The organism is Castellaniella sp. MT123, from assembly GCF_039614765.1.
Lineage (GTDB): Bacteria > Pseudomonadota > Gammaproteobacteria > Burkholderiales > Burkholderiaceae_B > Castellaniella.
The window spans coordinates 47,308-68,521 of record NZ_CP154879.1; the positions used below are offsets into that span (position 1 = coordinate 47,308).

The following is a 21,214-nucleotide window of genomic DNA, read 5'->3' on the forward strand; positions in this document are numbered from 1 at the left end:
CCTAGGCGGTTTGCGGGACGGGTTGACGGGGCAGACCGAAGTCCTCGGGGAAATGGCGCAATGCGGACTGGACCGGATACGGGGTCATGCCGCCCAGCGCGCACAGGGACCCGGCCAGCATGGTGTCGCACAGATCCTGCAGCAGTTCGGCCTGGGATTCGCGATCCTGATCCTGGCGGATTTTGCGGATGATTTCCGTGCCGCGCACCGAGCCGATGCGACAGGGCGTGCATTTGCCGCAGGATTCGATGGCGCAGAATTCCATCGCGTATTCGGCCATGGCGGCCATGTCCACGGTGTCGTCGAAGGCCACGACGCCGCCGTGCCCGAGCATGGCGGAAACCGCCAGGAAGGCTTCGTAGTCCAGCGGCGTGTCCCATTGGGATTCGGGCAGGTAGGCGCCCAGCGGCCCGCCGACCTGGATGGCGCGCAGCGGCCGACCCGATGCGCTGCCGCCGCCATAGTCGAACAGCAGTTCGCGCAAGGTCAGACCGAAGGCCTTTTCGACCAGGCCGCCCTGGCGGATGTTGCCCGCCAGCTGGAAGGGCAGCGTGCCCCGGGATTTGCCCATGCCGAAGTCGCGGTAGGCTTGCGCCCCCTGGGCCAGGATGAAGGGCGCCGTCGCCAGCGAGATCACGTTGTTGATGACCGTCGGGCAACCGAACAGCCCCCGGATGGCGGGTAGCGGTGGCTTCGCGCGCACCAGGCCGCGGCGGCCTTCCAGGCTTTCCAGCAGAGAGGTTTCTTCGCCGCAGATATAGGCGCCGGCCCCGCGCCGCAGTTCGATGTCGAAGGACTGACCCGACCCCTGGATATCGTTGCCCAGCCAGTCGGCGTCGCGCGCAGCCCGCAGGGCCAGCCCCAGGATGTGTTCGGCCTGGGGGTATTCCGAGCGGACGTACACATAGCCGCGCGTGGCGCCGACCGCCAGCCCCGCGATCGTCATGCCTTCGATCAGGGAGAAGGGGTCGCCTTCCATCAGCATGCGATCGGAAAACGTCCCGGAGTCGCCCTCGTCGGCATTGCAGACGATGTATTTCTGCGCGGCGGGCGTCTGCAGGACGGTGCGCCATTTGATTCCGGTGGGAAAGGCGGCGCCGCCCCGGCCCCGCAGCCCGGATTCCGTGATGCAGGCCACGATCGCGTCCGGGGTCATGTCCAGCGCCCGGCGTAGCCCGGCGTAGCCGCCGTGAGCTTCGTAATCGGCGATGCTGAGCGGGTCTGTGATGCCGACACGGGCAAACGTCAGACGTTCCTGATGCCGCAGGAACGGGATCGATTCGGTAAGGCCGTGGCACAGGGGATGGGACGCACCATCCGTACAGGCCGCATCCAGGATGGAGGGCACATCGGATGCGGTGACGGGCCCGTAGGCGACGCGCCCGGCCGGGGTGTCGATTTCGACCAGCGGTTCGAGCCAGAGCAGGCCGCGCGAGCCGTTGCGCACGATGCGAAGCGGGATGTTCCGGCGGGCGGCTTCGGCGTGGAACGCGTCGGCCAGGGCATTGGCCCCCATGGCCAGGGCGGCGGAATCCAGGGGAATGTACAGGGTCTTGTCCATGTCAGGCCTTGGTGGACAGCAGGGCGTCGAGTGTTTCCGGGGTGACGCGGGCGTGCGGGCGGCCGTTGATCATCACGGCGGGCGATTGGGCGCACAGGCCCAGACAGAACACGGGCGCCAGCGACACGTCGCCGTCGGAAGCGGCCGCGATGCGTTGTTCGGCGTGGTCGTACAGGGCCTGGCCGCCGCAGGCCTGACAGGATTCCGCGCGGCAGATTTCGACGTGCGTGCGGGCCGGCGGCGACGTGCGAAAGTGCGTGTAGAAGTGGATGACCCCATGCACTTCCGCGCGGGATCGCTGGATGCCGGCGGCGATCTGTGGCACCAGCGTGTCCGGGATCCAGCCGATGGCGTCCTGGACGTCGTGCAGGATCGGCAGCAGCGAACCCTGCTGCCCCGCGTGCCGGGCCAGGATGTCCTGCACAAGGTCGCTGTGGTCCTGCTGACCCGGTTCGGTATCGGGGCGAACGCTGTCCATGTCGATGTCTCCGAGCGCGGGGGCGGCAAGCCGGGCGCTTTAATATGTTTTGATTTGCATATATATGCATTGCCGTTGGTTTACTCTACTATCGAAAGTAAATTGATTTCAATAAGATAAAAAAAGCATATTAAGACTGTGGTCAATCCATTTATATGAAATCACATTCATATAAATCAGGATCAGGAGGAGACATGGCGGTTTATCGCTTCAAACCCAGGTTGAATTCAGAATGGATTCTGGAAAAACAATCCGGGGAAATACTGCCTATGGGCGAGGTCATGCGGCTGCTGGCGGCGGTGGATGAACATGGCCATATCGCCGGGGCCTGTCAGGCGCGCGGCCTGTCCTACCGTCATGCCTGGGGCATCCTGCGCAAGGCGGAAGCCGATTTTCAGGCACCGCTGATCGAAACCTCGCGCCGGCGTGGCTCGCGCCTGACCAGCTTTGCCCAGCATCTGCTGTGGGCCAACCGCCGGATCGACGCCCGTCTGGCGCCGACATTCGAGAGCATCGCCTCGGAACTGCAGGAAGAGCTGCAGCGCCTGTATTCCGAAGAACCGTCCGTGCTGCGGCTGCACGCCAGCCACGGCTTCGCGGTGGAAGGCCTGATGCGTCTGGCCAATGGCCAGGACATGCTGCCGCTGGAATTACGCTACCGCACCGGGATCGAGGCGCTGGCGTCGCTGGATCGGGGGGAATGCGATCTGGCGGGCTTTCAGGTGCCGGTCGACGACTACGAAAAGCCGATCCTGCGCCGGTACGGGCATTGGCTCAATCCGGACCGCATGTTGCTGATTCATCTGGCGGAACGCAACACGGGCCTGTTCGTTCAGCCGGGCAACCCGAAGAACATCCTGTCCGTGCGCGATTTCGTGCGCCCTGACGTCCGCTTCGTCAATCGGCAGATGGGCTCCAGCACCCGCTATCTGGTGCATCTGCTGCTGGAGCGCCAGGGCATCGATCCCGCTCAGGTCACCGGCTTCGATAGTGGTGAATTCACCCATCTTGCCATCGCGGCGCACATCGCCAGCGGCATGGCCGACGTCGGCATCGGCGTGGAAACCGCCGCCTGGCGCTGCGGCCTGGAATTCATTCCGCTGGCCAAGGAACGCTACTTCTTTGGCATCAACCAGGATCTGGTCGGCACGCAGTCACTGCAGCGGCTGCTGGATCTGATGAACGGCGAGGCCTATCAGGCCTACGTGCGCGATCTGGTGGGATACGACTGTCGTCTGATGGGGCAGGTGCGCACGCTGGAACAGGTTTTCGGCGCGGACTATGCCAACGCGATCGGGACATTCGGCAAGACGGCCGGGTGATATCGCGGGCCACGGGACCGGTGGCCCTTCAGTGCAGGCATTCGCAGGAACCGGCCCCGATGACCGGGGCCATGCCGAATTCCGGCGTGACAGGGATCAGTCTTCCCAGTGCGCCCAGCCTTCCTGCATCCACTCGTCCAGCAGGGCGAGGGTTTCCGGGCGCAGTGCACGCAGATCGTCGGCCGGCAGGGTCCGATGGTCGGCCAGGGCCTGCAGCGCCGGCTCGGTCGCGCAGGCGGCAACCTCGCCGTTGATGAATACCTGCGGGCCGCTGTACATCAGCCGGGTGCAGCGATCCAGCGCCAGCCGGCCGGTCTGGGGAATGGCGGTGGATAGTGCGACCGGCACCTCGGCCGGGTCGAACAGCGCGCTGTCGGGCAGCGAGGTCAGCCACTGGCCCAGGAACCGGGCGGCCACCGCGGAGTCCAGGCGGATCCGCTGCAGCGTGTCCAGCGTGGCCTGCACCAGGTGGTCGGGCAGGGCGGCCGGCGCGCGGGTCGCGGGCACGTCGGCGTCGGTGTAGAGCGCGGACAGATCCGGGCCGGGCAGGCAGGGATGCCCGTACAGTCCGGAATCGTCCAGGTGCTGCGCCGAGATCTGGTCCGCTGCCGATTCCAGCAGGCCCCGGGCCAGGGTTGCCTGGCTGGGCACCCGGAAACCGATGGACAGGGTCATGCAGTCGTTGCCGACCGCCACCCCGTCATGGCAGACGTGCGGCGGCAGGTAGAGCATGTCGCCGGGTTCCAGGATGTCGTCGGCATCGGGCTGGAAATCGGCCAGGATCTTCAGTGGCAGCCCTGGCACCAGCGCACGGTCAGCCTGCCGGCTGGTGCGCCAGCGCCGCCGGCCCTGGCCCTGCAGCAGGAACACGTCATAGCTGTCGAAATGCGGTCCGACCCCGCCGCCGTCGCTGGCGATGCTGATCATCAGGTCGTCCAGCCGTGCATCGGAGATGAAGCGGAACTGGCGCATCAGCGCGGCCGATTCATCGTCATGCAGGTCCACGCTTTGTACCAGCAGGGTCCATTTGGGCTGCGCGGCGGACGGAAACCGGCGAAACGGGCCATGCTTCAACGACCAGCCTTGCTCGCCATGGACGATCAGTCGGGATTCGACCTCCTCGCGGCGCGCCAGGGTCTGGACATCGCGGATCGTCACCGGTGGGCGAAAGCCCGGGATGGCCTGGCGGATGAGCAGGGGTTTCTTCTGCCAGTAATCGCGCATGAATTCGCGCGGGCTCAGCCCGCCCAGCAGCGGTGTGGGTTGGTCGATGTCCGGTGTGGAATAGGCGGCAGACATGATGGCGTGTCCTGGCTGGATCGAAAGACGGGGCAGCGTCACGGCGCTGTGGCGCGCGGGTGGCGCGGCTGTCTTCAGTGTATGGGGTCGGCGGGGAAACTCAAAGAAAATCGCGCCGCAGCTGATAGATCAATTCCAGCGCCTCGCGCGGGCTGAGCGAATCCGGCTCCAGCGCCTGCAACGCGGTGCGCAGCGGGGCGTCGGCATCGCCGCCGGCCTCTTCCTCGGTCTGCTGGATGAACAGCGACAACTGGGATTCGGCGCGATTGCGGGCTTCCAGTTCGGCCAGTTCCTTGCGCGCGTGGCGGATCACCACGGGCGGGATGCCGGCGCGTTGCGCCACGTGCAGGCCATAGCTTTGACTGGCGGGCCCCGGGCGGACTTCGTGCAGGAAGACCACGCCGTCCGGTGTATCGGCCGCCGCCAGATGCACGTTGTGCACCCCGTGGGTCTTTTCCGGCAACCGGGTCATTTCGAAATAGTGCGTGGCAAACAGCGTCAGCGCCCGGTTGTGCGTCAGCAGCCGGTGGGCGATGGCCCAGGCCAGCGCCAGGCCGTCATAAGTGGAGGTCCCCCGGCCGATCTCGTCCATCAGCACCAGGCTGCGCGGCGTGGCGGCCGCCAGGATGACGCCGGCCTCCATCATTTCCATCATGAAGGTGGATCGCCCGCCCGCCAGATCATCGGCTGCCCCGATCCGGGTGAAAATCCGGTCCACGGGCCCGATGCGCGCCCGCGTGGCCGGCACGTAGCTGCCGGCGCGCGCCAGCAGCGCGATCAGGGCCACCTGGCGCATGTAGGTGGATTTGCCGCCCATGTTCGGCCCGGTGATCAGCAGCATGCGGCGGTCGTCGTGCATGCGGCAATCGTTGGGGGTGAAGGCCTCGATGCTGTGTTCCACCACCGGGTGGCGGCCGGCCTCGATGTCCAGGCAGATGTCCTCGCATAGTTCCGGGGCCACCCAGCCGTGGCTGCGGGCGTGGTGCGCCAGCGCCGCCAGCGCGTCGATGCGGGCCAGGGCTGCCGCGCTGGCCGCCAGCGCGGCAGCGTAGCCGGATGCCTGCTCCAGCATCTGATCGAACAGCAGCTTCTCGCGCGCCAGGCCCCGCTCGCGGGCCGACAGGACTTTGTCCTCCCAGGCCTTGAGTTCGGGCGTGATGTAGCGCTCGGCATTCTTCAGCGTCTGGCGGCGCCGGTAATCGTCAGGGACCTTGTCGGCCTGGCCGCGCGTGACCTCGATGAAAAAGCCATGCACCCGGTTGTATTCCACCCGCAGATTGGCGATGCCGGTGCGTTCGCGCTCGCGGGCTTCCATCTCGATCAGGAAGGCGCCGTTGTCCCCGGCCAGCTGCCGCAGGGTGTCCAGTTCCGCGTCGTAGCCGTCGGCGATCACGCCGCCGTCGCGGATCATCAGCGCCGGTTCGGCCGCGATGGCGCGGGTCAGCAGATCGGCCAGGGCGGGGTCCACCGGGATGGAGGCCAGGCTGTCGGCCAGCAGGCCGCCGACCTGAAAACCGGCCTGCGCGGCGGCCGCCAGGGGCCCCAGCATGCCCAGCGCGTCGCGCAGGCTGGCCAGTTCGCGCGGGCGGATCGTGCCCAGCGACAGGCGCGTGGCCATGCGCTCCAGATCGGGCAGGGCGCGCAAGCCCTCGCGCAGGTCATGCAGCGCCTGATCGGAGCCAGGCGCCAGCAACTGGGTGATCGCGTCCTGGCGCGCCTGGGGCTGCGCATTGGCGCGCAGCGGCGCCTGCAGCCAGCGGCGCAGCTGGCGGCTGCCCATGGGCGTGCGAGCATGGTCCAGAGTGCTGAACAGCGTCGGGCCATCGCCCCCGTTCAGCGTATCGGTAATTTCCAGATTGCGCCGCGTGGCCGGGTCCAGCACGACATAGTCGCCACCCGCGTCCACCGACAGGCTATGCACGTGGTGCAGCGTCCGTGCCTGTGTCGTCCCGACGTAGCGCAGCAGGGCACCTGCCGCGCACATCGCCAGGGGCAGATGGTCCAGCCCAAAGGCGCCGACGTCATCCACACCGAAATGCCGCAGCAAGGTATCGCGCGCGCCATCGGCCTCGAAGTGCCAGTCCGGCACCCGGCTGATCGCCGCATCGAAGCCGGACGATTCCAGCGCCTGCGTGTCGGCCTGTTCGGGGCAGACCAGCTCGGCGGGCGCGATCCGGCCCAGTTCCGTATCCAGCAACTCAGGTTCGCATTCGCAGGTCTTGAAGTCGCCATTGGCCAGATTCATCCAGGCCAGGCCGATGCCTTCGCGGCCACGCTGGCGCCCCGTCACCCAGGCCGCGATCACGCGGTCCTCGCGGGCGGGCAGCAGCGCGTCGTCCGTCAACGTGCCCGGCGTGACCACGCGCACGATTCGGCGTTCCACCGGCCCCTTGCTGGCCGCCGGGTCGCCTATCTGCTCGCAGATAGCGATCGATTCGCCCAGCGCCACCAGACGCGCCAGATAGCCTTCCATGGCGTGATGTGGCACCCCCGCCATCGGGATCGGCTCGCCGTTCGACGTGCCGCGCTTGGTCAGGGTGAGGTTCAGCAGTCGCGCCCCGCGTTCCGCATCGCCGTAGAACATCTCGTAGAAGTCGCCCATGCGATAGAACAGCAGATGCGAGCCCGCCTGGGCTTTCAGCTGCAGGTACTGCTGCATCATGGGGGTGTGGCCGGAGAGATCGGGGGTGGTCATGCGGGGGTGGCGGTGCGGGGGGTGTTGGGGGGAGACGGTATTATCGTTCAATGTGGGGTGGGGGGTGCCGCGTATTTGATTTTTGGGATGGCCATCAACGATTTGGGACCGATCATCATGGAAATCGTACTGAGTCAGCAGGGTGATGCCGTGAGCTTTGTTTTATCTCCATGACACAAGTCTTTATGTTACAAAACAATTCATGGACGACATTGCGGCTTCTGATCTCAAGACAATCCTGCATTCCAAGCGGGCCAATATCTATTACCTGGAACATTGCCGGGTGCTGGTCAACGGCGGTCGTGTCGAATATGTGACTGATGCGGGTAAACAGTCCCTGTACTGGAACATTCCGATTGCCAACACCACCAGTATTCTGCTGGGAACAGGCACTTCCATCACCCAGGCCGCGATGCGGGAACTGGCCAAGGCGGGTGTGCTGGTAGGTTTCTGTGGAGGCGGCGGGACGCCCTTGTTTTCCGCCAACGAAGTCGATGTCGAGGTCGCCTGGCTTAGTCCGCAAAGTGAATATCGGCCGACGGAATACCTGCAGGCATGGGTCCAGTTCTGGTTCGATGATGCCCGTCGGCTGGCCTCCGCCAAGGCATTGCAGAAAGCTCGCATCCAGCGTCTGGGCGAGGAATGGCAGCAAGCGGCCCTGAAGGATGCCGGTTTTCTTGTCGATGCGGATCGGTTGGTTGGCTTGTTGACCCAGAGCGTACGGCGTGTGGATCAGGCCGGGGAGACAGTCGATTTGCTGACCGAGGAGGCCAGGCTCACCAAAGCCCTCTTTAAGATGGCTGTCGATGCGGTTGGTTATGGTGAGGAATTCACTCGGGCCAAACGAGGGTCCGGCACCGATCCCGCCAACCGGTTCCTGGATCACGGCAATTATCTTGCCTATGGACTGGGCGCGACGGCGTGCTGGGTGCTTGGCTTGCCGCATGGCCTGTCGGTCCTGCATGGCAAGACGCGCCGCGGCGGGCTTGTGTTCGATGTGGCGGATCTGGTAAAGGACGCCTGCATCTTGCCGCAGGCCTTTCTGTCCGCCATGCGGGGCGACGATGAGCAGCAATTTCGTCGCAACTGTATCGAGGCGTTGACACGCAGCGAATCCCTGGATTTCATGATCGATACAGTCAAGGAAATCGCCGTGACCACTTCACGCGGGCCCACTCCTGCCGCATTGGGCCAGGAAGACCGGGCATGAATATCCTGCTGGTTTCCCAATGCAGCAAGCGGGCTTTGACGGAAACACGCCGGATTCTGGATCAGTTTGCCGAACGGAGAGGCGACCGAACGTGGCAGACGGCAATGACCAAAGCCGGCCTGGACACCTTGAGGAAATTATTACGCCAGACCGCGCGAAAGAACACAGCCGTGGCCTGCCACTGGATCCGCGGCAGGGATCATAGTGAACTGTTGTGGATCGTCGGCGATGCACGGCAGTTCAACGCGGAAGGCGCTGTCCCGACGAACATGACCGCGGGTGACGTCCTGCGGCGCGATGACGAGAACGATTGGCATAGTCTACGGACGATCCGGCAGATGGCCGCATTGGCTGCGCTGTTGCACGATCTGGGCAAGGCGAGCCAGTCCTTCCAGGATCGGTTGCTGCCAGGAGGGCTTCGGAAAAAAAACCGCTATCGTCATGAGTGGGTCTCCGTGCGTTTATTTCAGGCCTTTGTGGGCCAGGATGATGATGCAGCCTGGCTTCAGCGTTTGATTGACTGCGGCGACGAAGGTGCTGATGGTGATCGTTTCGAGACTCTCTGGCTGGACCATAAGAAAGGCCGCCTGCTGCGCGATGGCATGGACCCGGCAGCGCGGGACAATAAGCCGTTTGCCTCTTCAGGAAAGGGTTTGCCGCCCCTGGCCCAAGCGGTTGCCTGGCTGGTGCTGACGCATCACCGCCTGCCTGCCTTGCCGCGTAGCTCGAACGAGTCTCCCGAGTCGACCCGGTTATGGCATGGGCGATCTCTCGGAGGGGTGAACGGACGCACATTGAATGCTGTCCTGAGCCAGATCGATGCGGATTGGAACGAGCCGTGGTGTGAACCGCCCGCAGCCTCTAAGAAAAGCAGAAAGGTTGATCCTTACTGGACGTTCATCCATGGCTTACCTGTGCGGACCTTGAAGTGGCGCAAGCGTGCGGCACGTGTCGCACGGGATCTCTTGCAGGATTTACCGACGGTTGGAGGTTGCCTGGACGATCCGTACATCATGCATGTCTCGCGTCTTGCCTTGATGTTGGGGGATCACCACTATTCCAGTCTGGAAGCGAAAAATGAGCGGACGACAGGGGAGAAGGACTTTCCGCTGTTCGCCAATACCCAGCGTAAGACTGGGGCATTGCTGCAGCCATTGGACGAGCATTTGCTGGGTGTTGAACTGCATGCGGGGCGAATTGTCCATTCTCTGCCGATTCTGGCGCGGGATCTGCGCCACCTGATCGGGCATCGCGGCTTGAAAAAGCGCAGTGTGAACCCCGCATTTCGCTGGCAGGACAAGGCGGCCGACCTCGCTGCCGGGGTGCGCCTGCGCGCTGCGGAGCAGGGCGCTTTCGTTGTCAATATGGCGTCGACCGGTTGCGGGAAGACTCTGGGGAACGCCCGGATCATGAACGCGCTGGCGGATCCTGCCCTGGGTTTGCGCTGCGCGTTTGCCGTTGGCCTTCGGACGCTGACCTTGCAGACGGGCCGCAGCTTCCAGAAAGATCTGGGCCTGCCGGATGACGAACTGGCCATTCGGGTCGGGGGGGCGGCAAGTCGTGAATTGTTCGAGTATTACGCTCAATTGGCTGAAGACAGCGGTTCCGCCTCCCGGCAATCCCTGCTGGACGAGACCACGCATATTGTCTACGAAGGCGACGACCGCCACCCGGTGCTGGACCATCTGGGAAGTGATGCCGGGGTCCGACGTTTTTTGGCTGCACCCTTGCTGGTCTGCACTGTGGATCATCTGACTCCGGCTACGGAGGGCCTGCGAGGTGGTCGTCAGATTGTGCCGATGCTGCGCTTGATGACGGGGGATCTGGTGCTGGACGAACCGGATGATTTCGACTTGTCCGACCTGCCGGCGCTGGCCCGTCTGGTCCATTGGGCGGGGTTGTTGGGCGCGCGCGTCCTGGTGTCTTCGGCGACCTTGCCACCGGCTTTGATACAGGGCTTGTTTACTGCCTATCTGGAGGGCCGCCGCTGGTTTCAGCGCAACCGTGGCGTGCGCCCATCGGAAGCTCCTGCCGTCTGTTGCCTCTGGGTTGATGAGTTCGCGCAGACCCATGCGGATTGTCCAGATAAAGAAGGATTCAGCCAGGCGCACCAGGCTTTTGCGGCGAAGCGCGCGCAGAGGTTGGTAGAGCAGGCGGTTCGTCGCCGGGCCCGTCTGCTACCGCTCCCGGGGGCGCTGGGAACTTTGGACCGGGCTGGCCGCCGGGAGGCCTTTGCCGGCATTCTGCGGGACGCCGCCTTGGGTTTGCATGCGCTGCACGGCACCGAAGACCCGCGTAGCGGCAAGCGTGTCAGCTTCGGTCTGATCCGTATGGCGAATATCGATCCGCTGTTCGAGGTCGCCCTGGCTTTGTTCCGCCTTGGGGCGCCCCAGGGCGTGCATATCCACCTATGCGTTTATCACTCCCAGTATCCGCTGTTCCTGCGGTCCAGGATCGAGAACCTGCTGGATACAGCCCTGGATCGGCGCCGGGAAGCGGCGGTGTTCGACTTGCCTGATGTGCGGCGGCGTATCGATGCCGTGGAGGCGCGGGATCAGTTGTTCGTGGTGCTGGGCTCCCCCGTGACCGAAGTCGGCCGGGATCACGACTATGACTGGGCCGTGGTCGAGCCTTCATCGATGCGTTCGCTGATCCAGTTGGCGGGGCGGGTCTGGCGCCACCGCCGCGACAGAGTCGCGTCACAGCCCAATCTGCTGGTGTGCGACAGCAATCTGAAGCATTTTGACCGGCCCGGGCAGCCAGCCTTCTGTCGGCCGGGTTTCGAGAGCCAGGAGTTTCCTTTGCGGCCGCATAACCTGGCGGCGCTTCTGGCACCCTGGCTGGGTGACGACCAGAGCATGCCGATCGATGCGCAGCTGCGGATCGTCGCCCGCGCCGAATCGGATCGTCGGCCTTCCGGCAACTTGGTCGATCTGGAACATGTCCGGATGGAATCCCAGATGCTGCCGCCGAGTCGGGCGCACATGTTGAACGCCACCAGCTTCTGGCTGCGGGATCATGCGCGGCTGACCGCCTTTTTGCAGCAGGCGCAGCCGTTTCGTGATCAGCCTCGCCCCGATGCGGAGGTGGTCTGGCGGCCCGATGAGGACGATGAACTTCGCTTGTATCGGGTGGAGGACGGGGAACGGAAGTTCCAGGAACTCTATGTCCGCATTGATGCCAGCAAGTGTTGGGACGTGCCGGAGGCCGCTGTTCAGGGGGAAGGAATCAGCTATTGGGGCGCCGAGGAGGGTTTTGCGCGTTGCATGGCGGAACAAGCCGAGGCTATGGACCTGCCCTTGGATGTGTTCGCCCTGAGGTATGCGCGGGCCAGCCTGCCCGCCAGCCAGGAAGGCTGGTACTGGCACCCGGCGCTGGGATTTTCGGTGAAGGGGTGAGCGTGAGATGTGGGTCGTATGGCGAGTTTGCCGCTATGCCGGAATGGACTCCATGGGTTGGAGCGACTCCAGTGTCGTCTGCAGAGCAGGGTTGCGCTCGGCGGTGCGCAGGTCAAAGGCGGTCTGTAGGTTCAGCCACGATTGTGCATCGCCGCCGAAATAGCGGCTCAGGCGTAATGCCGTGTCTGCCGTGATGCCGCGCCGCTCGAGCAGGATGTCGTTGATGCGTGAGGCAGGGACGAGCAGATGACGGGCCAGTGCATTGCCGCTCATCCCCAGGGGGATCAGGTAGTCCTCGCGCAGAACTTCGCCGGGGTGTACCGGGCGCATGCCATTTTTGATCATGTTCGGATCCTTCTGTTCTATTGACGTGTCGTTTCCAGTGAGGAGTCTTGTCAGTGATAGTCTACGATCTCGACTTTTGCCGGGCCTTCATCGGTCCAGATGAAGCAGATGCGCCATTGCGCATTGATCCGGACGCTGTACTGTTCCGATCGGTTGCCTGTCAGCTTTTCCAGCTGGTTGCCCGGTGGGCTTCGCAAAAATTCCAATGACACTGCGGCATCCAGCTGTGCCAGCTTGCGTTCGGCCACCCGTTGGATGCTTGTAAATCGGCGTGTCCTGCCAGTCGTGAACAAGCGCTGAGTTTCCTCACAAAGAAAGGACTGGATTGTCATGTGGCTACCATTTTATACCGTTTACCGGGATGAAGGATGCTGCCTGTTCGGCAGAAGGAGTGCCTGTCGTGAGGGCATCTTAGGGACAGTTTTCCAAGATGCTTATTGCAGCTGTTAATTAAAAAATGTTACATATAGTAGTGTTATTTCAGAGGCGGCATCTTCGACACTGGGGGATTAATGCTGGAAGCACAAGGTCATACAGGACAAATTCATCACATTCGTGATGCGATCACTGCCTTTCTGCAGGATCGTCTGCAGGCCAAACTCAAGAGTTCAAAGCTATCTGCGGAGGAACCGGCGTATGGTCTGTTGATTGACCAACACCAACCTGAAGCCTGGCTGGAAAATGCAGCTGGGCGTGTGTACCAACTTCAGGCTGTGACGCATGCGCTCAAAGCCGTTCATCCTGATGCGCGTGGCACCAACCTGTATGTGGATCCATCAGGGATGACGCCTCGCACGGTAGTGGGCAGCCATGTGCTGGGAGCCGAGTTCACCAGTGATGTAGTGGGTAATGCAGCGGTGTTGGATGTCTATAAATTCCTGAAACTGGAAGTCGACGGTCGCACGCTGCTGGATTGGCTGTCGGAGGATGACCCGGCTGCCGTGCGGGCGTTGAGTGATGACGAAGCCAAGGCGCGGGAGTGGCAATCGGCGTTCGTAGGCCTAGTGCATGCCCAAAAGGGCCACGGCGTGGCAAGCCATGCCCTAGCCAAGCAGACGTACTGGTTAGTGGGTGAGGATGTGGCTGATGATGCGCAATATCATCTTCTCGCGCCGTTGTTTGCGACATCCCTGGCACAGTCTGTCCATGAGGCTCTACAGGAAGATCGGTTTGGCGAAGCCAACAAGGCGGCTCGGGTTGCGCGACGGGAGGGCAGGGAGCATGAGAGCGCTTTCAGGGACTACCCCGCGCTGGCCGTGCGTAAGCTGGGCGGCACGAAACCACAGAATATTTCGCAGCTCAATTCGGAGCGTGGTGGAGTCAGCTATTTACTAGGCTCGTTGCCTCCCCAATGGAACCAGAACGTACCTCGTCAACTCTGGGGCGTGACTTCGGTGTTCGGGCCTGTATTGATGCGGTATGGCGATGTCAGGACGACGCTTCGAGCCTTGCTGCGGTTCTTGCAGAAGGATCCGCCGTCGAACATGGAAACCCGCGGTCGGGTGGATGCGTACCTGGACCGTCTGATCGATGAATTGGTCGCCATGGCAAGCGAAATCCGCCGTAGTTTGCCCAAGGGCTGGACGGCTGATCCTCGCTGCGTGCTGGTACGTGAAGAGCAGTTCTGGCTTGATCCATGGCGTGGCGAAGAGGATGGCGAGTTCCGCAGCAAATGGCTGTCCATGGACTGGCCGGCGCAGATCGGCCATCGCTTCGGCAATTGGCTGAACGAACGACTCAAGACACTTTCACCCTATCTGGGAGACGTTGAGCAGCGCCATTGGAGGAATGAACTGCTGCTCGATGAGGACGAGGCAGGCTGGGCGCGTGCACTGCATGGGTTGCAGACGGACCTGGATGCGCCGCACTACATTCCGACGCGAGGAGGCTCTGTATGAATCTGAAAGACCGGGAACCCGACGGCTTGTTGATTCTGCCGCATGTGCGCGTCCAGAACGCCAACGCGATTTCCAGTCCGCTGACGCATGGTTTTCCATCCATGACGGCATTCCTGGGATTCATGTGGGCGTTGGGACGCAAGCTGGCAGCAGCGGATATTCCCTTGAAACTGGAAAAGATCGGGGTGATCTGCCATTGGCACCAAGAGCAAACCCAGGAAGGGTATGTCCGGACCTTCCGTCTGACGCGTAATCCGGTGGACAAGGATGGCAGTACGGCCGCCATCGTTGAAGAAGGCCGCATCCATCTGGACCTGACCTTGGTATTCCAGCTAGGCGTGGTCGAGCAAGAGGGTGAGACTCATCTTCTGTTTCGAAGCGATGAGGCGCTACGGCAAAAAACCGCCTGGGAAATTAGGGAATTGGTGGGATCCATGCGGATTGCCGGCGGGACGGTACTGCCGCCGAAACCGAGTCCAGGTATTCGTGTCACACCAGCGCTGATTGGCTGGCCTGATCAGGAAATGGAGCGGCACACACTGTTCCGTCGCTTGCGCCGTCAGTGGCTGCCGGGATTCGCCCTGGTGGAGCGGGACGATCTGCTGCAGCAGCGCCTGGATCAACTGTGTCGTCAAGACCCGAAGAGCACACTGCTTGACGCTTGGCTGGATCTGTCGCGGTTCAATTTTCGCAGCAGCCAGGATGAGAAGGGTCACATCGCCTGGACCCATGATCGACCGAAGGGTTCCGGCTGGATCGTGCCTATTCCTATCGGTTATGCCGCGCTATCGGATCTATACGCCGGCGGACAGGTCGCCAACGCGCGTGACCAGAGTACTCCATTCCGGTTTGTAGAGGGGGTGTATTCCATCGGTCAATGGGTCAGTCCGCATCGCCTGCAAAGCGTACGCGATCTGCTCTGGTGGAGCGAGTCTCATGACGACGGTCTCTACCGCTGCTGCAACGACTATGCGCCCTTGCTAGTGGAAGATGACGCCGAATATTCATCCAATCCGCCGATCAGCGCGGAAACTCTTTGATTGCAATCCAACATTCATCAGGAAAGGAAATCTGCCATGTCCTTGAAGACCGCTTCCGTCCTTGCTTTTGAACGCAAGCTGGACCCGTCCGACGCCTTGTTTGCCGCAGGCTCGTGGGATGATCAGGCCAATGCCTCCCAGTGGCCTGCAGTTGGGATCAAAGAAAAGTCAGTGCGCGGCACTATTTCCAATCGGTTGAAGGCTGCGGAGCAGGACCCAGCCAAACTGGATGCCGCAATCGAGAATCCTAATCTGCAGACGGTGGATGTCGCCGCCCTGCCAGCCGACGCGGATACGCTGAAAGTCAGCTTCACCCTGCGCGTGCTGCCGGGAACCGGAAAACCTTCCGCCTGTAATAGTGCGGATTACGAGGCTAAGCTGCAGCAGGTTGTCGGCGGATATGTCGAAACCCATGGCTTCGGTGAATTGGCACGTCGGTATGCCCATAACCTTGCCAGTGGCCGTTTCCTGTGGCGCAACCGGGTCGGCGCCGAAGAGGTTCGCGTGATCGTAGCCTTGCTCGAACGCGGGCAACCCACGCAGAGCTGGGCCTTCAACGCGTTGTCCCTGAGCCTGAGGGGTTTTGAGGCAGGAGACGCTCAGGTGGATCGGGAAGCTGTGGCAGCATTGATTGCCGACGGGCTGGCTGGCAAGCGGCATGTTTTGCTGCAAGTCACGGCTTTTGCCCGTCTTGGGGCGGGGCAGGAGGTCTTTCCTTCCCAGGAACTGTTGCTGGAGCGCGGCCGAGGCGACAAGAGCAAGACACTCTACGATGTGGACAAGGTCGCCGCCATCCATTCTCAGAAGTTGGGCAACGCCATTCGCACGATCGACGATTGGTACAACGGGGCGGATAATCTAGGGCCGATTGCAGTGGAACCGTATGGCTCGGTTACTACGCAGGGCACAGCCTACCGTCAACCCAAGGTCAAGCCGAGCCTCGACTTCTACAACCTGTTCGATGATTGGGTACTCAAGGACAAGGCCCCTGGTATCGAGCAGCAGCATTTCGTCATGGCGGTGCTGGTGCGGGGCGGTGTATTCGGCGATGCAGGGAAGTGACAGCCATGGCAACTCATTATGTGGATATCAGACTTTTGCCTGATCCCGAGTTTAGTCAGGCTCATTTGCTGGGGGCCTTGTATGCCAAGTTCCACCGCGCCTTGGTGGGGCTGGGTACTCATGAAATCGGGGTCAGTTTCCCCCAATACAGTATGCAGCCCCGTACTCTGGGATGGATCATGCGGGTGCATGGTCGAGACGGCGCCTTGAATGCATTGTTATCCGCAGACTGGTTGCGAGGGATGCGGGATCATGTGGAGTTGGGAGCCTTGTCTGCTGTTCCACAAGAAGTCCAATACCGCCGGCTGTTGCGGCGCCAGTTCAAGACCAGCGTGGATCGTCTTCGTCAACGACGGATGCGCAGAAAGGGGGAAACCTATGAACAGGCGGCACAGGCCATCCCTGATGGCGTGGAACGACAGCCGGATCTCCCTTATGTGCAACTGCGCAGTGCCAGCACGGGGCAGCGGTTTTGCCTGTTCCTGTCATTGGGCGACCCTGAACTGAAGGCCGTGGTAGGAGAGTTCAACGCCTATGGCTTGAGCAGCACGGCGACGTTGCCCTGGTTCTAACCCTTTTCCACAAGGCCGATTCAAGTCTCTTATTAATCAGCAGGTTACGAAACACCCAAGAATTTGGGTGTTTCGTGTTTTCCCGCTTAGGATCTTTAACAAATCAATGAGTTGAGAGCTTTTTTCTCTAGTTCGCTGCCGCGCAGGCAGCTGAGAAAAGCATCCAGGCCCACAGGCCCCAGATAGCCCGGGTTCGCTGCCGCGCAGGCAGCTGAGAAAATACGATGCGACCGACCTCTATGGTGGTCATGGTTCGCTGCCGCGCAGGCAGCTGAGAAAAATCAGCTCGCGTAGCGCCGGCGTCACCCGAAGTTCGCTGCCGCGCAGGCAGCTGAGAAAATACTCGATACTTGTGGCCGGAGGCCTCTTTCGTTCGCTGCCGCGCAGGCAGCTGAGAAAAAAACCATGCCGGAACTGGCCCTGCTGCTGCAGTTCGCTGCCGCGCAGGCAGCTGAGAAATTCCTGGGGCAGATGGATTCTGGCCAGGCGCTGTTCGCTGCCGCGCAGGCAGCTGAGAAAAGTCCAGGACTGCCGCTATGACCCGAAGCAATGTTCGCTGCCGCGCAGGCAGCTGAGAAAAAATTCGAGGGCTTCGACATCGAGGATGGCGAGTTCGCTGCCGCGCAGGCAGCTGAGAAATTCCTGTCGATTCGAGATTCGTATCTGTCCCAGTTCGCTGCCGCGCAGGCAGCTGAGAAAAAGCACAAGGCACAGATGACCTCTGCTGGTGAGTTCGCTGCCGCGCAGGCAGCTGAGAAATTGGAGCGATACCCCGGCGCATCGGCCTTTACGTTCGCTGCCGCGCAGGCAGCTGAGAAAATAACGAAACCGGGAGACAGCGGCGGGAGTTTGTTCGCTGCCGCGCAGGCAGCTGAGAAAGGATCGCCCTTATCGATGTGGTCGCGCAGCATGTTCGCTGCCGCGCAGGCAGCTGAGAAAATATCGCGCGTTGGGACGACGACAGATACGCCGTTCGCTGCCGCGCAGGCAGCTGAGAAAATTCCCAGGCAGGCCGCCGATGCCAGACGAGAGTTCGCTGCCGCGCAGGCAGCTGAGAAAAGCCAGGCCGCCGGCTCAATCCTCACCCTCACGTTCGCTGCCGCGCAGGCAGCTGAGAAAAACTGCCCGTCGGGCCCCGGCAGCCAGTCGACGTTCGCTGCCGCGCAGGCAGCTGAGAAACTGCCGTCGCTGCACTTGATCCAGCCATGCAGCGTTCGCTGCCGCGCAGGCAGCTGAGAAAACGTGTCGCGGAAGGCGTGCTCGGGAAATTCAGTTCGCTGCCGCGCAGGCAGCTGAGAAATCGACAAGGCTTCCGGTCTTGCGTTCGTAGACGTTCGCTGCCGCGCAGGCAGCTGAGAAATATGCCGGTTTTGGTCGCGCCTGGGCGGTTATGTTCGCTGCCGCGCAGGCAGCTGAGAAAGCGAACATGACGATCTCAGAAGTGCTCAGCATGTTCGCTGCCGCGCAGGCAGCTGAGAAAAGTTGCGCATCCGTGCCAAGCGTCCAGCCAGTGTTCGCTGCCGCGCAGGCAGCTGAGAAAACCAGATGCGATCCTGTGCGAGCGATGCGAGCGTTCGCTGCCGCGCAGGCAGCTGAGAAAATCGTCGTGGCAGCATCAGCCAGCAATGGGAAGTTCGCTGCCGCGCAGGCAGCTGAGAAATGTTGGATTGCGCTCATGATTCCCTCTAGTAAGTTCGCTGCCGCGCAGGCAGCTGAGAAAAGTGTGATCTGCCAAAGAGCCGCACCCCCAGCGTTCGCTGCCGCGCAGGCAGCTGAGAAAACCGAAGATCGTCTTTTCGGCGTGAGCGTGGAGTTCGCTGCCGCGCAGGCAGCTGAGAAAAATTTCGCCCCCAGCAAAACGCAGTTCTCGGGGTTCGCTGCCGCGCAGGCAGCTGAGAAAACAAGCAGTGTCAGCCCTGCAACACCCACCTAGTTCGCTGCCGCGCAGGCAGCTGAGAAAAAGATCGTGGCCCGGTACTCCCTCGTGAAGGGGTTCGCTGCCGCGCAGGCAGCTGAGAAATCGCATGGCTCGATTGCCTGGAAGCTGCAGGGGTTCGCTGCCGCGCAGGCAGCTGAGAAAGTGCCCAGCATCTGGATGCGAAAACCGGCCATGTTCGCTGCCGCGCAGGCAGCTGAGAAATACTCAAAATCTACATCGTCGCCACCGCGTTCGTTCGCTGCCGCGCAGGCAGCTGAGAAAATCTGGTCGTACCACTTCGTCCAAGGACTATTGTTCGCTGCCGCGCAGGCAGCTGAGAAAATCGAAAAACTGGGTAAGGCCTTGTCGGCTGAGTTCGCTGCCGCGCAGGCAGCTGAGAAATGTCAAAGGGCGCGAAAACCTATCTTAGGAGCGTTCGCTGCCGCGCAGGCAGCTGAGAAAGCATCATCGCGGTTGCCTCTTTCATCTCGGCCGTTCGCTGCCGCGCAGGCAGCTGAGAAATACGGATCGTATGGCCTGCCGCTTTTTGGCGGGTTCGCTGCCGCGCAGGCAGCTGAGAAATTGAGCCAGACGAAATGATCCCAGCTACTGCCGTTCGCTGCCGCGCAGGCAGCTGAGAAAAATTTTTCGCGAGGGTTTGTAAATGAATCAGAGTTCGCTGCCGCGCAGGCAGCTGAGAAAAGCCGCGCAGCCCTGTCGGCAGCCGTGCGCAGGTTCGCTGCCGCGCAGGCAGCTGAGAAATCATAGCCAGATCCGCCCTCTGATGATAGTTGGTTCGCTGCCGCGCAGGCAGCTGAGAAATGCCGAAGCAGGCCGGAAGACTGGTTGATGGTGTTCGCTGCCGCGCAGGCAGCTGAGAAAATCCAGCGTGTGGATGTTCTCGGCGCCGAAAAGTTCGCTGCCGCGCAGGCAGCTGAGAAAGGATTGCGGCTTTGTCAGGCTCGCAGTTGCACGTTCGCTGCCGCGCAGGCAGCTGAGAAACGATGTTTGCCGCCAGGTTCTCGCGGAACCGCGTTCGCTGCCGAGCAGGCAGCTGAGAAAGCCACAGCCGGCCTAGAAATCGGCGGTCTTGAGTTCGCTGCCGCGCAGGCAGCTGAGAAATCTGCGGCAAAGAGACGCTGGATAGTAGCCAAGTTCGCTGCCGCGCAGGCAGCTGAGAAAACCAAGGCTCAGAGCGTGGCATTTCGCACGGCGTTCGCTGCCGCGCAGGCAGCTGAGAAAAAGGTAGGCCGGTCAAAACAGGCCATCGAACGGTTCGCTGCCGCGCAGGCAGCTGAGAAAATTGCAATCCTGGCGGTCGCCGGATTCACGGTGTTCGCTGCCGCGCAGGCAGCTGAGAAATGCCCCGGCCGTCGCTGCACCAGCCTGCGATTGTTCGCTGCCGCGCAGGCAGCTGAGAAAGGCGTACGCCGTAGGCCTGGCCGTCCTTCCAGGTTCGCTGCCGCGCAGGCAGCTGAGAAAACCCATGGACTTCACGATGGCGTCCAGGGCGTGTTCGCTGCCGCGCAGGCAGCTGAGAAAAGGGAGCGCGAAGGCGGAGAGCCAATGGCGGTGTTCGCTGCCGCGCAGGCAGCTGAGAAATGTTCGATACCGATGCGGCTTGTATATCCGGGGTTCGCTGCCGCGCAGGCAGCTGAGAAAATTCCAGACCGGCGCGGCTGCCGCAGCCATGGGTTCGCTGCCGCGCAGGCAGCTGAGAAATTCCCGGTCGCGTCGTAATCCCGCAGGGGCGTGTTCGCTGCCGCGCAGGCAGCTGAGAAAATAACGGGCAACTTCAAAAAGTCGCCCGGGGTGTTCGCTGCCGCGCAGGCAGCTGAGAAAAACGATGAGAGCCGCCGTCGTGGTGTCAGTAAGTTCGCTGCCGCGCAGGCAGCTGAGAAAACCTTGCCCTTGCGCGGGCCGCGCTTGAAACGGTTCGCTGCCGCGCAGGCAGCTGAGAAAGTAGTCGTCCAGCGAGGACATGCCGAGGGAGGCGTTCGCTGCCGCGCAGGCAGCTGAGAAAATGATCGTCCCGGCAATACGCGGTAGGCGGCTGTTCGCTGCCGCGCAGGCAGCTGAGAAATCGCGCAGACGCAGCACTTCATCCATCAGCGCGTTCGCTGCCGCGCAGGCAGCTGAGAAAATGGGCGTGAATTTCGTCGGTTACCGGATCTGGTTCGCTGCCGCGCAGGCAGCTGAGAAAATGTTGATCGTGCCGCGCTTTCAGCTTGAAGCGTTAGCTGCCGCGCAGGCAGCTGAGAAAAGACCAGTGATGGCGTCCGTGCTGCTGGTGCCGTTCGCTGCCGCGCAGGCAGCTGAGAAAATGTCGCGCAGTTGCGTCATAGTATCTGGCATGTTCGCTGCCGCGCAGGCAGCTGAGAAAACCCCGGCACCACGAATCAGGCCGTACAGGAAG

13 protein-coding genes and 1 CRISPR repeat array (1 of these 14 cut by a window edge) are annotated in these 21,214 nt (G+C 62.2%); of the genes, 7 read left to right on the forward strand and 6 right to left on the reverse strand.

Annotation, left to right across the window (positions count from 1 at the left end):
• Position 1: 1 nt before the first annotated feature.
• Positions 2 to 1,561 carry an NADH-quinone oxidoreductase subunit NuoF gene (locus ABCV34_RS00250; protein WP_345797251.1) on the reverse strand — a complete coding sequence of 520 codons (1,560 nt, stop codon included), beginning with the start codon at positions 1,559 to 1,561 and terminating at the stop codon, positions 2 to 4.
• Between the two features lies 1 nt (position 1,562).
• The gene (locus ABCV34_RS00255; protein WP_345797252.1) at positions 1,563 to 2,039 is read right to left on the reverse strand and encodes an NAD(P)H-dependent oxidoreductase subunit E; all 477 of its coding nucleotides are present in this window, start codon (positions 2,037 to 2,039) and stop codon (positions 1,563 to 1,565) included.
• Positions 2,040 to 2,233: 194 nt separating this feature from the next.
• Between ABCV34_RS00255 and ABCV34_RS00260 the strand changes: the two genes are divergently transcribed.
• Positions 2,234 to 3,361 (forward strand): substrate-binding domain-containing protein, encoded by a 1,128-nt coding sequence (locus ABCV34_RS00260; protein WP_345797253.1) that lies wholly within the window; start codon positions 2,234 to 2,236, stop codon positions 3,359 to 3,361.
• A 96-nt stretch (positions 3,362 to 3,457) separates the two neighbouring features.
• Here the strand turns inward: ABCV34_RS00260 and ABCV34_RS00265 are convergent, their stop codons facing one another.
• Complete coding sequence (locus tag ABCV34_RS00265) at positions 3,458 to 4,660, reverse strand: cupin domain-containing protein (RefSeq protein WP_345797254.1); 1,203 nt, start codon at positions 4,658 to 4,660, stop codon at positions 3,458 to 3,460.
• Between the two features lie 100 nt (positions 4,661 to 4,760).
• Positions 4,761 to 7,355: a DNA mismatch repair protein MutS gene (mutS, locus tag ABCV34_RS00270; protein WP_345797255.1), complete on the reverse strand. Its 2,595-nt coding sequence runs from the start codon at positions 7,353 to 7,355 to the stop codon at positions 4,761 to 4,763.
• A gap of 202 nt (positions 7,356 to 7,557) precedes the next feature.
• Between mutS and cas1f the strand changes: the two genes are divergently transcribed.
• Both cas1f and cas3f read left to right on the forward strand, forming a co-directional pair.
• Positions 7,558 to 8,565, forward strand: coding sequence for a type I-F CRISPR-associated endonuclease Cas1f (gene cas1f, locus ABCV34_RS00275; protein ID WP_345797256.1), 1,008 nt, complete (start codon positions 7,558 to 7,560; stop codon positions 8,563 to 8,565).
• Positions 8,562 to 11,963 carry a type I-F CRISPR-associated helicase Cas3f gene (gene cas3f / locus ABCV34_RS00280; RefSeq protein ID WP_345797257.1) on the forward strand — a complete coding sequence of 1,134 codons (3,402 nt, stop codon included), beginning with the start codon at positions 8,562 to 8,564 and terminating at the stop codon, positions 11,961 to 11,963. Before cas1f ends, cas3f begins: the two co-directional genes overlap by 4 nt.
• A gap of 33 nt (positions 11,964 to 11,996) precedes the next feature.
• On the opposite strand, the gene ABCV34_RS00285 is transcribed toward cas3f, so the two are convergent.
• Both ABCV34_RS00285 and ABCV34_RS00290 read right to left on the reverse strand, forming a co-directional pair.
• Positions 11,997 to 12,308, reverse strand: a complete 312-nt coding sequence (locus ABCV34_RS00285; protein WP_345797258.1) for a HigA family addiction module antitoxin — start codon at positions 12,306 to 12,308, stop codon at positions 11,997 to 11,999.
• A 50-nt stretch (positions 12,309 to 12,358) separates the two neighbouring features.
• Entirely contained in the window at positions 12,359 to 12,640 is a 282-nt protein-coding gene (locus ABCV34_RS00290; protein ID WP_345797259.1) for a type II toxin-antitoxin system RelE/ParE family toxin, read from the reverse strand.
• 180 nt (positions 12,641 to 12,820) lie between these two features.
• On the opposite strand from ABCV34_RS00290, the gene csy1 reads away from it, so the two are divergent.
• Genes csy1 through cas6f form a run of 4 tightly spaced genes read left to right on the forward strand, consistent with a single transcriptional unit; the run spans position 12,821 to position 16,880 of the window.
• Positions 12,821 to 14,206 (forward strand): type I-F CRISPR-associated protein Csy1, encoded by a 1,386-nt coding sequence (gene csy1, locus ABCV34_RS00295; protein ID WP_345797260.1) that lies wholly within the window; start codon positions 12,821 to 12,823, stop codon positions 14,204 to 14,206.
• 26 nt (positions 14,207 to 14,232) lie between these two features.
• Positions 14,233 to 15,246, forward strand: coding sequence for a type I-F CRISPR-associated protein Csy2 (gene csy2, locus ABCV34_RS00300; protein WP_345797261.1), 1,014 nt, complete (start codon positions 14,233 to 14,235; stop codon positions 15,244 to 15,246).
• A gap of 36 nt (positions 15,247 to 15,282) precedes the next feature.
• On the forward strand, positions 15,283 to 16,308 hold the full coding sequence (gene csy3, locus ABCV34_RS00305; protein ID WP_345797262.1) for a type I-F CRISPR-associated protein Csy3: 1,026 nt from the start codon (positions 15,283 to 15,285) through the stop codon (positions 16,306 to 16,308).
• Between the two features lie 5 nt (positions 16,309 to 16,313).
• Positions 16,314 to 16,880, forward strand: coding sequence for a type I-F CRISPR-associated endoribonuclease Cas6/Csy4 (cas6f, locus tag ABCV34_RS00310; protein ID WP_345797263.1), 567 nt, complete (start codon positions 16,314 to 16,316; stop codon positions 16,878 to 16,880).
• 130 nt (positions 16,881 to 17,010) lie between these two features.
• Positions 17,011 to 21,214: a CRISPR direct-repeat array (repeat unit 28 nt; unit sequence GTTCGCTGCCGCGCAGGCAGCTGAGAAA) (it continues 27 nt past the right edge of the window).